11 protein-coding genes are annotated in these 13657 nt (G+C 48.2%); 8 read left to right on the top strand and 3 right to left on the bottom strand.

Annotated features, from left to right (window positions below; genetic code table 11):
* Positions 1-377: 377 nt before the first annotated feature.
* Entirely contained in the window at positions 378-1097 is a 720-nt protein-coding gene (locus OXH18_RS10095; RefSeq protein ID WP_268612589.1) for a phosphate ABC transporter permease, read from the top strand.
* 69 nt (positions 1098-1166) lie between these two features.
* Here the strand turns inward: OXH18_RS10095 and OXH18_RS10090 are convergent, their stop codons facing one another.
* Together OXH18_RS10090 and OXH18_RS10085 are read right to left on the bottom strand one after the other, a co-directional pair.
* On the bottom strand, positions 1167-2639 hold the full coding sequence (locus OXH18_RS10090) for an AAA-like domain-containing protein (RefSeq protein WP_268612588.1): 1473 nt from the start codon (positions 2637-2639) through the stop codon (positions 1167-1169).
* Between the two features lie 193 nt (positions 2640-2832).
* The gene (locus OXH18_RS10085) at positions 2833-3174 is read right to left on the bottom strand and encodes a hypothetical protein (RefSeq protein WP_268612586.1); all 342 of its coding nucleotides are present in this window, start codon (positions 3172-3174) and stop codon (positions 2833-2835) included.
* Positions 3175-3846: 672 nt separating this feature from the next.
* Here OXH18_RS10085 and purC point away from each other — a divergent pair.
* From purC to OXH18_RS10050, 7 genes are all read left to right on the top strand, one after another.
* Positions 3847-4599: a phosphoribosylaminoimidazolesuccinocarboxamide synthase gene (gene purC / locus OXH18_RS10080; RefSeq protein WP_268612584.1), complete on the top strand. Its 753-nt coding sequence runs from the start codon at positions 3847-3849 to the stop codon at positions 4597-4599.
* 138 nt (positions 4600-4737) lie between these two features.
* Positions 4738-7176 (top strand): BamA/TamA family outer membrane protein, encoded by a 2439-nt coding sequence (locus OXH18_RS10075; RefSeq protein ID WP_268612582.1) that lies wholly within the window; start codon positions 4738-4740, stop codon positions 7174-7176.
* 268 nt (positions 7177-7444) lie between these two features.
* A complete protein-coding gene (lpxC, locus tag OXH18_RS10070) occupies positions 7445-8281 on the top strand; it encodes a UDP-3-O-acyl-N-acetylglucosamine deacetylase (protein ID WP_268613156.1) in 837 nt (278 codons plus the stop codon).
* A 42-nt stretch (positions 8282-8323) separates the two neighbouring features.
* A complete protein-coding gene (gene fabZ, locus OXH18_RS10065) occupies positions 8324-8854 on the top strand; it encodes a 3-hydroxyacyl-ACP dehydratase FabZ (protein ID WP_268612580.1) in 531 nt (176 codons plus the stop codon).
* 99 nt (positions 8855-8953) lie between these two features.
* On the top strand, positions 8954-9787 hold the full coding sequence (gene lpxA, locus OXH18_RS10060; protein WP_268612578.1) for an acyl-ACP--UDP-N-acetylglucosamine O-acyltransferase: 834 nt from the start codon (positions 8954-8956) through the stop codon (positions 9785-9787).
* Between the two features lie 3 nt (positions 9788-9790).
* Complete coding sequence (gene lpxB, locus OXH18_RS10055) at positions 9791-10972, top strand: lipid-A-disaccharide synthase (RefSeq protein WP_268612576.1); 1182 nt, start codon at positions 9791-9793, stop codon at positions 10970-10972.
* A 241-nt stretch (positions 10973-11213) separates the two neighbouring features.
* Positions 11214-11651: a CAAD domain-containing protein gene (locus tag OXH18_RS10050; protein ID WP_268612574.1), complete on the top strand. Its 438-nt coding sequence runs from the start codon at positions 11214-11216 to the stop codon at positions 11649-11651.
* A gap of 215 nt (positions 11652-11866) precedes the next feature.
* Here OXH18_RS10050 and OXH18_RS10045 read toward each other — a convergent pair whose 3' ends face one another.
* On the bottom strand, positions 11867-12880 hold the full coding sequence (locus tag OXH18_RS10045; RefSeq protein WP_268612572.1) for a phosphoribulokinase: 1014 nt from the start codon (positions 12878-12880) through the stop codon (positions 11867-11869).
* Positions 12881-13657: the final 777 nt, after the last annotated feature.

Below are 13657 nucleotides of genomic sequence, written 5' to 3'. Positions count from 1 at the left end.
CCTGACCTTTAAAGCCCCCAAGGTCAGGCAAGTCACCTGTAAGGACGCTTTCCTAACTAGAAGAACCAAAACAACCCAATTGCCCCCTAGTTGTTTAGTTCTTCCGAAGGCGTTCTCCAGAAGTTAACTCTGATTGTGCCGTTTGCATGGCAGGATGAGCGTCGAGAGATGTACTGAACTTTTAGACTGAGGCACTTTTGGAAAAAGCAAAAAAATCCGTAGATTCACCTTTTGTCTAACCCCAACACCCTGTTCAATAGAGAACTCAAACAGACATGAAGATGGCTTTGTAACAAATGAGCCACAAGTGTTAGGCTCAAAGCAGTTCATACGATCGATGCAAATTGCTGCTAGCGGAGTGCTTTTATTCAACCTCTATGCTCGTTCCTTTAACTCGTAAAACGTTTGAAGAATTGGTTCCTTTGGTTGCCACAGGCGATCAATATAAGTATTACTGGGGCAAGTTTTCTGATCTGTTGCGGCGCTTGTTAATTTCTATTGCTGGAGTTGTGGCAGTGGTAATTTTGCGCTCGTTTCTGGGACAAGCCTTTAATATTGTGATTTTCTTACTGGGGTTTTCGGCTGGGTTTTACTGGTTGTGGGGGCCGGTTTATTTGGCCAGTCAACGCAATCGATTGTTGCGACGCTATCCATATAGCGGATTTTGGCAGGGGGAAGTGCAAGACGTTTTTGTTACCGAAGAATTGATTGGTACAGAAGAAACCGTGAATCAGCGAGGCGAATTGGTGCTGGTTGAAAATCGCGAACGCTGTCTGAACTTAGAAGTGGGCGATGAAACTGGGTTTTATACTAACTTGCAAGTTCCACTCAAGCGGGAGCATCGAGCTATTCGTCCAGGGGATGTGGCTCAAATGGTAGTAGTATCGAATCGCTCCGATCTAAGCCGAATTTCCCAGGTATCTGATATTTATTTATCTGACTACGATTTGTGGGTGTCTGATTATCCGTACTTGCGGCGCGACAGCTTTGTGGAGGTGAGCCGACGATTAAGCGAACCTACGGCTCGTATGAGCACACCAGAACGTCCTCACCCACGCACAAGCCCCCGCAAAAAGCGATCGCGAAAGTACACTTGACGGGAAATCTCATTGTTTGTAGTTCCGGTTGACCGCAAGAAAAATCATTCATCTTGTGTTGTCATTGACTCACCATTGCTCCTTGTCTCTCATACTATTCATCACAGGCTGGAGCACCGAATGCATAGCAAACTGTGCTTGAAAGAACGATCGGTACAACTCGCAACTGAGTTTGGCAACGTTACCATCTAGATGAACTAGACCCATGCTCTCTAACTTATAGGCAGCAATCGCTTCGAGGGACACACCTGCATCTGCTGCTACAACTCGTTGAAATGGCCCAATCAGCTCTGGGTTTTGCAGAAGGGTAGTTAATAGCCCTCGTAGATGGTGGGCGTAGATACCAGAAGGCATAGCGGCCGTTTCTAACAACTGTTCAATCGCGATGTCGCCTTGACGCAGATGATACAGCGCCAAACTAACTAGATAGGGATGGCCGCCTACTAACATTTGCAGCGCTGCTGCATGTTCACAGCCGATCGGGGTGTTCCAGTCCAAGTGATAGCGTTGTGCCAGTTCTTGCACCTGCTCAACATTGAAGGGATGTAGACGAATTGATAACCCCACATTGAACGGCGATTGATTGAGATTAAGAGGTACATAGATTTCAGTAGAATGGGCTAGCACCAACCGTAACTTTTGCCAAGCCGGATCATGTTTTGCTTGCTCATGCCAAACGCGCAGCATTGGCAGAAAGTCTTGGGCAATCTGGGGGTGCTCGAAAACTCGATTGACTTCGTTCAGCGCAATGACAATCGGACGCTCAATCTGTTTAAGCAAATAGCCAGCAAAATAAACTTTACAACTCACCTTGCTGCCCATATCTTCGTCCCAATAGTCATCTAGACGGGGTGCAACCTGCAAGCGACGGCTAATATTGGCGCAAAACCAGCGCAAAAATTGATCGAGCGAAGAAAATACTCCTTGATCGGCTTCTTGAAAATCTAAATGGACGGTTCGATACTCTAGCATGTCGGCATGAGCAAGCAACCGATGCATCAGAGAACTTTTGCCCATTTGTCTGGGGGCACGAATGCGAATTAAGCTTCCTGGTTGTTCCAATTCTGCATAGGATAGCCATTCGATCGGGGGGCGCTCGATATAGAACGGTGAGTTTAGCGGAATTGGCCCACCAGGAAACCCCATTCGAGTGGCTAGCGGTAGCATTACCCGATCAATGGTACGAGGTGGCTGCAAGACCACTAGATCTTGCCAATGCTGAGCGGAGGACGCTGATTCAGACAAGACTGGTTCAGCGGCTAGTTCCACCGACGCGATGCTAGCCAAGGTTGGCTCAAGGTGATCACTAAACACTAATTGCAAGTTTTTTTTGGTCACGCGCTGACCCGTTACCTCGGACAAGTCATGCCATAAGCGCGATCCGACTTCCTTAATATAGTCATTGCCATATCCTGACATATGGGCCATTTCTGTGTAGGTTCGCCCTAACCACGATTGGCGAAAAATGAAGCGATCGATTGCCCCTAAGCGATCGGCAGGCAGTAATTGTTCTACAGCATCAAGGATGTCATCAAAACTCATGAGCAGGATCTAAAAAAGCCAAGTTGCTTAAACCATCATAGATAACTCCGCTGGCTTAGCAAAATGGCTTAACGAAATATAGATGAACAAACAGATGAGAACGTCAGAAGCGACTATACTTCAACATCATGTGTAGTTTAAGCACAGCCGCCATTGCTTTTAGGTCGATCCATCTCGGCGTTAGATTCAACGACTAGGTCAGTTGTACAGACTGCCAGTTTTGCGTGTCTACGATGGTTTGATTCACCAATGTAAAAACCCGATGACAATGGTTATTGGTCTTCAGGGGTAATTCCTCATTCTTCACTACCAGGTTCACATGGGCACTGCTTTCCTCATTAGGCAGAGAATTGATGAGTACTTCGACCGTAGCAAGCTGTGAGTAGGTTACGTGTCCGGGCTTTTCCTTCGCCACCAGGTAATCTGCTGCTTCATAAACCAAATTCAAATTACATGCTTGAAACACTCGAACAACAGACCGTCGGAGGTCTTGAGTGGAAGCTGAAACTGTAAAAAGGTTGGTGTAACGAGCCATTGGACATATATGACGGTAAAAACTACAGCCAATCAGTAGCTTTGAGAAAAATCGATCGCGGTTCAATTCAGCGTGAACAAAAAAGACGATGAATCGCTCGATTACGTGACATTCTAGCCCCATTACCGCAACATTTGTTTACTCCAATCGATACATCAGCTTAAAGAAACTGAAAAATCGACTAGCTTGGTGAACGACTTGCTGAATCAGTAAAGACTAGTTGGCTAACTTGAGATGAGCGGGCTGAGTCCTCATGCACTAAACCAAACATCCAACCGTGTGGCTAACGGTAAAACAGATTGTCAGCAATAAGATCAGCAATAAACAGAATAAATAGAAATCGTGCTGACTACCGAAACTCCCCCCACTTTACCTGGTTTTGCTGAAAAGATCTACTGGAAGTGAAAACTGTATTTTATAGCACGCTTTGGAGACCAACACAGTAGAAACAATGGCTTCGGAATACAAAAACCTATCAAGAATAGAAATACTTTCTTTCCTTCAGATATTAAAAAGTGTCCATAAGATCAAATTTTGAAATCATTGGAAAGCAATTAAGCAAACTATTTTATTGGGTTGCCAAAAAGTCTTCCCTGTATATCAGATTGGTCAATCGGGAACGTCAGCCCGGTACAATAATGAGACCTCGTTTCAATTGGTCAACAGACACTCATGGTTGCTGGTCAAAAACTTTACGAAGGGAAAGCCAAAATCCTCTATACTACCGAAGACCCAAACATCCTGCTGACTCATTTCAAGGATGATGCAACCGCCTTTAATGCTCAAAAGCGAGGGCGTATTGTGGGCAAAGGCGAAATTAACTGCACCATTTCCAGCCATTTATTTCAGTTGCTAGAGTCGCATGGCATTCGCACCCATTGGATTGAACAGTCGTCCCCCAACGAGATGCGAGTTCGATCGGTCAAAATTGTGCCGCTGGAGGTCGTTGTGCGTAACTTGGCTGCTGGCAGCCTTTGTCAACAAACGGGGATACCGCTGGGAACTGAACTCAGTCCACCACTGGTCGAGTTTTATTATAAAAACGATGCGTTGGGCGATCCGCTGCTGACTCTCGATCGGCTACGGGTGCTTAACTTGGCTACGCCCGAGCAAGTAAGCCAACTACAGCGTATGGCTGAGCAAATCAATCAGCATCTTACAGCGTTCTTCCAATCCTGTGGCATTACCCTGGTAGATTTTAAATTGGAATTTGGAATGGAACCCGACGGAACCTTGCTTCTAGCAGATGAAATTAGTCCCGATACCTGTCGGCTTTGGAACCAAGCCACCACCGATCCGGCTGAACGAGTGATGGATAAAGATCGGTTTCGTCAAAATTTAGGTCAAGTAGAAGAGGGCTATCGTCAAGTGCTAGAAAGAGTACTGGCACAATCGATCGATGGATCAGGCAAAGCCATGCTGTAGAATTGCACCGTCAAATTTAAACTTTTTAAAACTTTTTGGGATCAATGTGGGATCATTTTTTAATGCGCATTGATCCGTTGTTATCCATTGGAGCAGTTGGATTGCCTACTTAACGTTGAAACCCTTGCAGATAGTTTTGTGTCGTGGTGTGTGGAAGTGCCAAACGGTTTAGACAGTATGCGTTTTTCTCCAGTTTTATTAGCAGTTGTCGCTGCTTCGACCACCCTTGGTTTAGCTCATCCTGCCAATGCAGAGGCAACAAATCCAGACCAAACTGTTGAGTCAGATAGTTTGGAAGTGACTGGTTCGAAAGTAACCGTCGCTGATGTGGCTGAAGGTGAGTTGGAAACGCAACTCTCGCTCGATGAGTTGTACGGTTCCTTGTCGGTAGAGCCGCGGGCAGATTCAACCGCGATCGAGTTTACAAATGTGGCGCTAGATGACTTGGCGCAAACCCCTCCCAGTAATCCTCCCAGCGACACCCCCTTCGATGCGCCTGCACCGCAAGTGCCAGCTGGGAGTGAAACCCCAACTGAAGAAACTCCCAATCAACTGCAATTTCAGCTAGATCAACCTCCTGATCTCGATGTTCCTCCCGCCGCTCCTGAAAGCGATATTCCCGAAGTTGAGTCGCCCGAACCAGTGACTCCTGATGCTGAACTGGATGAGCCAGACGCTAGCCCCGATGCGGAGCCTGTTGCTCCACCCCCGGCTACGCCTCCTGCCACATCTCCTGCCACTGAACAACCGGGCGCAGAACCACGGGTGTTGGTTTCGGAAGTGCTAGTTGTGGGTGCAGAGGGGGATCTGCAAAATGAAGTGTATCGGGTCATTCAAACTCAGCCAGGGCGAACCACGACGCGATCGCAACTGCAAGAAGATATTAATGCCATTTTTGCCACGGGCTTTTTCTCCAGTGTGCGAGCGGTACCAGAGGATACTCCCTTGGGTGTACGGGTCACGTTTGATGTTGCCCCCAACCCAGTTTTAGAATCGGTTCAACTATCGGGTAGTGTGCTAGAGACGATCGTCTACAACGAGGAAGAAGTGCCCTTGCAAACCGCGGTAGATGATATTTTTAGCCCTCAGTACGGGCAAATTTTAAATCTACGCAATTTACAGCTTGGGGTCGAGCAACTCAATCAACTCTATCAAGACAATGGATATGTCTTGGCACAGGTGGTTGGTGCACCGCAAATTTCTCCGGATGGCGTTGTGACGCTAGAAGTCGCAGAAGGGGTAATTGAAGACATTCAAATTCGCTTTCTCAATCGCGATGGGGAAGCCGAGGATGATGAAGGAGAACCGATTCGCGGCCGCACTCGCGATTTCATCATTACCCGTGAGTTTGAATCGCAGCCGGGTGATGTCTTCAATCGTCAGCAAATCCAAGCAGATTTGCAGCGAGCTTTTGCTTTGGGAATTTTTGAAGATCTCAATATTTCCCTCAATCCGGGGCAAGATCCGCGTCAGGTAGATGTGATTGTCAATGTCACTGAGCGTAATACTGGCTCATTTGCCGCAGGGATTGGAATTAGCTCTGCCAGTGGCTTTTTTGGGACGGCGAGTTTCCAAGAGCAAAACTTAGGTGGTAACAATCAGCGCTTGAATGCAGAACTGCAAATTGGTTCACGGGATCTGTTGTTTGATATCAGTTTCACTGATCCTTGGATTGGTGGCGATCCCAACCGCACTTCCTACACGGTCAATGCCTTCGGTCGGCAGTCTCGATCGCTGGTCTTTGAAGGAGATGATGAAGACATTCGCTTGCCCAACGGCGATCGTCCACGGGTACGACGCTTCGGGGGCGGTGTCACGTTTGGGCGCCCGCTGGATGACGGCTGGCGCGTGTCTTTGGGGGCACAATACCAGCGCGTCTCGATTCGCGATCTCGACGGCAATCTGGAACCACGCAGTGAGTTTGGTACTCCTCTGAGCTTCAGTGACTCTGGACAAGATGATCTGTTCACGGTGCAGTTTACCGCCTCGCAGGATCAGCGCAATAATCCCCTACAGCCGACCAGCGGGTCCTTCTTGCGATTTAGCACCGAGCAATCCATTCCAATTGGCAACGGCAATATCTTCCTCAATCGATTACGTGCTAGCTACAGCTACTTCTTACCAGTACGATTCACCAACTTTACGGAAGGATGTCGGCTAGATGATCCGTCGCCCGTCGATTGTCCGCAAACCTTGGCGTTTAATGTGCAAGGGGGAACCATTCTGGGCGATTTACCACCGTATGAAGCATTTTCTCTGGGCGGTACGGATTCGGTGCGAGGATATGGTGCGGGTGAACTGGCCAGTGGACGCAGTTTTCTGCAAGCAACGGTGGAATATCGCTTCCCTGTATTCTCGATTGTTAGCGGCGCCCTGTTTGCTGATGTAGGAACCGATTTAGGAACCGGGGATGATATTCCTGGAAACCCGTCTGAAATTCTGAATAAACCCGGCAGCGGTTTTGGCTACGGCGTGGGTGTGCGGGTACAGTCACCCTTGGGGCAAATTCGCGTTGATTATGCCATCAATGATGAAGGAGGTAGCCAAATTCACTTTGGAATTGGTGAGCGGTTCTAGTCCAAGGCGATCTCAACCAAAAACTTCTCAGCCAAAAATCAGCCAAGACCAAGAGCAGCACGAAGGGCACAATTCTGTCGATCGCTAAATTGGCACAATTCTGGTGAATTGATCCTACTAAATTCGGTAGGGTGAGCAAATAGAGGAGTCTGTCTGGTGGGGGTGAAAGTTGACAGAAGTATTCACAAACGTAAACACGCTCGATTTTCAAGCGCACTTGACACAACGCCCTTGGCTTGCAGAGCTTGATCTATCATCTTCAACGCTGCTGAACTCTCAGCAGCACACCCTGGCGACTCATTTTGAGCGATCGGGGATAGGTCTGCATTCAGGACTAGAGTCAACTGTGCGGGTTAGTCCGGCTGAACCGGGCACAGGTCGCTATTTTGTACGCATCGATCTGCCGCATCAACCCGTCATTCCAGCATCGATCGCATTCATCAGCCAAACGGTGCTCTCTACCGAACTATCTCATCAGCAAGCCAGTATTCGTACCGTCGAACATTTGCTAGCAGCCCTTAGCGGCATGGGCATCGATAATGCACGCATTGAAATTAATCAAGCTGAAGTTCCTTTGTTGGATGGCTCGGCTTGGCTGTGGGTCGAAGCTATTGCTCAAGCTGGAATTGTGGCACAGGACGCTCCTCGGCTTCAACCTCGGCTCAATGCCCCGATCTGGATACATCAGGGCGATGCGTTTGTGGCAGCCTTGCCGGCGGATACCTTACGCTTTTCCTATGGCATTGATTTTGATATACCAGCGATCGGCAATCAATGGTATAGCTGGTCGCCCCATACAGAACCCTTCACGACAGCCATTGCCCCGGCTCGCACCTTTGGATTGGCTCATCAAATTGAACAACTTCAGCACAATGGGTTGATCAAAGGCGGTAGTTTAAATAATGCGCTGGTGTGTGATCACCAGGGATGGATTAATCCACCGCTTCGGTTTTCAGATGAACCAGTGCGCCATAAACTTTTAGACTTAATAGGGGACTTGAGTTTATTAGGCGCTTTTCCATGTGTGCATGTGCTGGCCTATAAAGCGAGTCATCGGTTACACACTCAATTAGCTCAGCGGCTAGCTCCAGTCCTTTTCACTTAAAGCAAAATTTGTTTAACTCTTGAGTCCTATTACCGATTACTCATGGCTACATTGACTGACGACCATACCACAACGACCCATCCAGAAGCGCAATTGCATCACTCCGATGAAGACGGCAAGCCCAGTCCCAATTCCACCGTTCTGGCGGTCGAAGACATTCATCGGCTGCTGCCCCATCGCTATCCTTTTGCATTGGTCGATCGCATCATTCAGTATGTGCCTGGAAAGCTGGCCGTGGGACTCAAGAACGTAACGTTTAATGAACCTCACTTCCAGGGCCACTTTCCGGGACAACCGATTATGCCAGGGGTTCTGATTGTAGAAGCCATTGCCCAGGTGGGTGGCGTTGTACTGACCCAAATGCCAGAGTTTCCCAAAGATGGACTCTTTATGTTCGCTGGGATCGACAAAGTTCGTTTTCGGCGTCCTGTTGTGCCGGGCGATCAGTTAATTATGACCGTGGAACTGCTCTCCGTTAAGCAGCGTCGGTTTGGCAAGATGCAGGGCCGCGCCGAAGTGGATGGTCAACTTGTTACAGGCGGCGAATTCATGTTCTCGCTTGTCGATCCGTAAACAAGGCTCAATACCCCAGGATAAAGGTGAAGCCCCAGTTTATTTCATTGCGATTGACCTTTATCCTTTCCCCTTTGTCCTTTCTCCACGGTTTACCCTTTGACTACCCTGATTCACCCAACGGCTGTTATTCATCCCCGTGCAGAACTCCATCCTTCGGTGCAGGTTGGAGCCTATGCCGTCATTGGAGAGCAAGTACGGGTAGGGCCAGATACGGTGATTGGTCATCACGTTGTCCTAGACGGTAATACTGAAATTGGGGCGCGAAATCAAATTTTTCCCGGAGCCGCGATCGGGCTGGAACCACAAGACCTAAAATATGATGGATCGCTGACGCTGGTTAAAATTGGTGACGATAATACAATTCGGGAATATGTCACAATCAACCGAGCCACAGCCGCTGGTGAAGCCACGATCATTGGTAATGGTAATTTGTTGATGGCTTATGCCCATGTGGCGCATAACTGCGTCATTGAAGACCAGGTGATTATTACAAACGCGGTTTCGATCGCGGGCCATGTTCGCATTGAGTCGAACGCTCGCTTAGGCGGCATGGTAGGAATTCACCAATTTGTTCATGTCGGCCGGTACGCCATGATTGGCGCGATGAGCAAAATAGTTCGGGATGTACCACCCTTTATGCGCGTGGATGGAAATCCCGCCTGTGTTCGCACACTCAATCAAGTCGGGCTACAGCGGGCTGGACTTGCCGATGAAGACAATGGTGGAACGCTCCGAACGTTAAAGAAAGCCTTTCGTCTGCTTTACCGCTCTAATCTCTCTTTTCAACAAGCCCTAGAGCAACTCGATCTGCTGCCTGATAGCGAGCATTTGCAGCACCTACGACAGTTTTTGCGCATGAGTCAATCACCCGAACGGCGAGGACTGACTCCAGGCAAGCGGAAAGCCAAGAGTGAAGCCTCTGGTGAATGAAGGATGAAACGCATTTTTATCAGCACTGGCGAAGTGTCTGGCGATCTGCAAGGGGCATTATTGATTGAGGCGTTGAAACGTCGATCGGATGAGTTGGGCATAACGCTGGAAATTGTGGCCTTGGGCGGGCCGCGCATGGCCGCAGCGGGAGCATTATTACTGTCTGACACGAGTTCGATCGGCTCGATCGGATTGCTAGAGTCGGTGCCCTACATTCGCTCAACCCTGAAAATTCAGCGCCAGGTGCGGCAATATCTGCGGCAACATTCTCCCGATTTGGTGGTGATGATTGACTACGGCAGCCCCAATCTAGCGTTGGGTGGGTTTTTACGATCCCACTTTCCCCGAGTGCCAACCGTTTATTACATCGCGCCTCAAGAGTGGGTCTGGTCGCTTAGCAGTCGCAATACTCGCGAAATTCTGCGCATCAGCGATCGGCTACTAGCTATCTTTCCGGCTGAAGCAACTTATTACCAAGAGCGCGGCGGCAATGTCACTTGGGTGGGGCATCCCTTGGTTGATCACATGCAGCAGGCTCCTGTCCGAGACCAAGCTCGGCAAAGGTTGGGGATTGCACCGAAGCAGCAAGTCATTGCCCTCGTCCCTGCTTCGCGCCATCAAGAAATTCAATACATTCTGCCTGTGATTTGTGAAGCCGCGCGGCAGATTCAAGCTCAACTACCCGATGTGAAATTTTGGCTACCCCTGTCTCTGGACACGTATCGATCGGCAATAGAGCAAACAATCAGGCCTTATCACCTAGACATTAACCTGGTGACAGACCCATCGCAAACCGTGATCGCTGCGGCCGATTTGGTTATTGCAAAGTCGGGAACGGTCAATTTGGAAACGGCGTTGCTGAATGTACCACAGGTGGTGCTATACCGGCTCAATCCGATTACCGCTTGGATTGCTGAACATCTGCTTCAGTTTTCTGCACCGTTCATCTCCCCGGTCAATTTAGTGATGATGGAGCCGATCGTGCCAGAATTGCTGCAACGACACGCTACTCCTGAACGAATTACCCAAGAAGCGCTTGATCTCCTCCTGAATTGCATTCGACGCGACCAAATGTTACGAGACTATGAGCGGATGCGCACAAAACTTGGTGAAGTAGGCGTGTGCGATCGAGCGGCTAAAGAAATTTTTCAACTTCTAGATCGTTCAGTGCAGACAACAGCATAAATCAGAACTGGTGGTCTGTTGCGGCTACGATCGCTCTAGATCTAGCTATTTTTCTACACTCACTTCCTAATTTCCTATTGCAATTATGGACAGTCTGATTTAGTGTCAAGTATGTTCGTGGATTCTTAAAATCCTGGAGTTATAGTCTTAATCCTGAAAGTAGATTTTAGAATTCCGATTTAGGTCTATCCTAGACTGGGATATTTTTATTAAAGCCGTCGTTTAGTTCCAAGGTGTGACTATGGAGCCTGAAGCAACGCAAGACCTTACCCCCCCAGAGTACACAACAGAGAAGCTGAGCGTGACCATGAACAACGAAGATCCAACTACGATTCAAGTCTCTACCCCTTCTAATGAGCAATGGAAGCGGGTAGGCGATCGAATTTCCGCATTTTTGGCTGATTTACCAGAATATCTCACCGATTTCTTCGGCGAGTATAGACGCCCGATTATCACCGTCAGCTTAATTATTGCTGCGCTGATTGCAGTCAAGCTGCTGCTAGCAATTCTGGATGCCATTAACGACATTCCTCTAATGTCTTCCCTGTTTGAGCTAGTAGGAATGGGTTATTCTGCTTGGTTCATCTATCGCTATGTGTGGAAGGCAGAGAGTCGTCAAGAACTATCTAGAGATTTCAATGCGCTGAAAGCCCAAATTTTTGGTCAGAAAACCGTTTAGGCGTTAGAGTCTCGGTGCTCATTTTCTCAATGCGCTCTTAACTATTCGATGCGCCAGCTTACCCGTCATCTCCTTCTCCTATCGGGAGAGGGAGATTGTTTATGATGGATGGACTCTTGTCGTCCTGTCCCTAAACCAAGTCAAAAAACCAAGTCAAACAACAAAAGGACAGGAGTGATCCTGTCCTTCAAAACTCAATCGACCTGAAGCCACAATTAATTAGAAACGGCTTTCGCTGCCATTTTTGCCTCAGAACCCACTAAGCGCTCGTAGGTTGCTCGCATCTTCAGCCCAACCAACACTTGGAACAAGCCAGTGCCATTAGCAGAGCCAGGATATTCTTTGTGCTTCAGCAACAGTTCTGTTAGCTCACCATAAAACTTAGTGGAGGTGTTGCTGAGGTGGCTTTCAATATAGATCACTTCTTCCAGTCGATCGAACTGCCCGTCTACTTCCAGCACCGATACGCTGTTGTTGTAGTAGTTGTCAGGTCCATAGTGCATTTTGATTCCAGGGTAGGAGCAGGTCAGCTTGCGTCCGCAGGGAATCCAGTCGATTGTTGAGCCTTCATCAAACAGATAGGCCGGTTCAAACCCTTCTACGCCATCTTTTTGAATTAAGCGCACCCGCAGTACCTTACGTTCGGTGTCGTTGGGAATAAGATTCGTTGGTAGCACTTGAATGACCGCATCGGCATATTGTTTCTGCGGATCAATATAAGCATTGAAGTCTGGGCGGCGAGAATTGATGGCAGCTAATACGTCTTCATAGCTATGACCGCGCTCTGCCATGTCACGCTGAATCTTCCAGGCAATCTTGACTTCGTCGTCAATGTCAAGATAAACGCTGAAATCCAAGAGTTCCCGCACCCGCTCATCATACATTGGATGTAACCCTTCAATAACGACAATGGGCGAGGGCTTAATCAGTTCCGGCGGATCAATCATACCCGTCTCGTGGTTATAGATCGGTTTCATGATTTCTTCGCCATTCTTCAACGCTTTGACCTGCTCATACATCAAGTCGAAGTTGTTGGCCTTTGGGTTCAGCGCAGTCACTCCAGCGACCTTACGTTGCTTTCGATCCAGACTGTGGTAATCGTCTAGGCAGATCACAGTCATTGTCTCTTCGCCAAACAGATCGGTTAAGCGACGCAGGAAGGTGGATTTGCCGCATCCGGAGTCTCCGGCAACACCGATTAATACCACGCGGTCTGGCTTACTGGTCATAGGTTTCCTCTAATACAAATGAACAATTGGTTAAGCAACGATTGCAAGCAAATTTTGAGGTTCGCCACCTGAGTACCCCATTACAACTGCCGCACCAGAAATCAACCCAGAAATTAACAAAGATATCTAGATAGGGGCATCCAGTCGTGATGGAAGGTGAAACAGTCATAAAACTAAAATCAGAGCAACCTAGGTTCAGTCGGGCTGCCAGTGATTCAAATCGAGCCATTGATTTGAACCGAATGAAGATAGTCTAGGTATTTAATACTATCCACTATCCCGAATTTTATCAAAACGTGATCATCCCTACAAGCAAAGCATTTGACTCAACAATTTGACGAACAACAGGAACAGAAGATAAGCAGTTATAAGCAGTTACCAGCATTAACAAATGAAGCGTCGGCCAACGACTTAGTTGGCAACGCAGCCAGTTGAGCAGGCGATCGCGCCCTGGGGCACAAATGATGCATGGTCAACTAGAACGATCCCTTTCTTATGCTAAGGGTAATTTGGCACCTGCGAACCATGAACTCTGGCAAAGTGTGAAATTATTCTGAAATGTTTCTTTAATGTTCCTTGATTGACAGTCTATTCGGTGGCAGCGCCAGTATGGTGAGGTAGGAGCAGTCGGGCTTCCCAAAACCTGTTCCTATCTGTGTCAGAGGATCGCACAGCAATGTTACGCTAGTACAGGTCAGGTCTAACTTTGCGGATAGTTAATCCGTGTTTTAGTTTGGCTTGTGGTGGCAATGGCACGTGACCCTACGTGTCGATTCG

Source organism: Thermocoleostomius sinensis A174, assembly GCF_026802175.1.
Lineage (GTDB): Bacteria > Cyanobacteriota > Cyanobacteriia > Elainellales > Elainellaceae > Thermocoleostomius > Thermocoleostomius sinensis.
This window is presented reverse-complemented; position numbering and strand designations above follow the sequence as displayed.

What these genes read in the sequence shown, in the direction of transcription:
- lpxB (WP_268612576.1), top strand. Translation starts at nt 9,791, where the DNA reads ATGAAACGCATTTTTATCAGCACTGGCGAAGTGTCTGGCGATCTGCAA.
- fabZ (WP_268612580.1), top strand. Translation starts at nt 8,324, where the DNA reads ATGGCTACATTGACTGACGACCATACCACAACGACCCATCCAGAAGCG.
- OXH18_RS10095 (WP_268612589.1), top strand. Translation starts at nt 378, where the DNA reads ATGCTCGTTCCTTTAACTCGTAAAACGTTTGAAGAATTGGTTCCTTTG.
- OXH18_RS10045 (WP_268612572.1), bottom strand. Translation starts at nt 12,880, where the DNA reads ATGACCAGTAAGCCAGACCGCGTGGTATTAATCGGTGTTGCCGGAGAC.
- OXH18_RS10050 (WP_268612574.1), top strand. Translation starts at nt 11,214, where the DNA reads ATGGAGCCTGAAGCAACGCAAGACCTTACCCCCCCAGAGTACACAACA.
- OXH18_RS10085 (WP_268612586.1), bottom strand. Translation starts at nt 3,174, where the DNA reads ATGGCTCGTTACACCAACCTTTTTACAGTTTCAGCTTCCACTCAAGAC.
- OXH18_RS10090 (WP_268612588.1), bottom strand. Translation starts at nt 2,639, where the DNA reads ATGAGTTTTGATGACATCCTTGATGCTGTAGAACAATTACTGCCTGCC.
- purC (WP_268612584.1), top strand. Translation starts at nt 3,847, where the DNA reads ATGGTTGCTGGTCAAAAACTTTACGAAGGGAAAGCCAAAATCCTCTAT.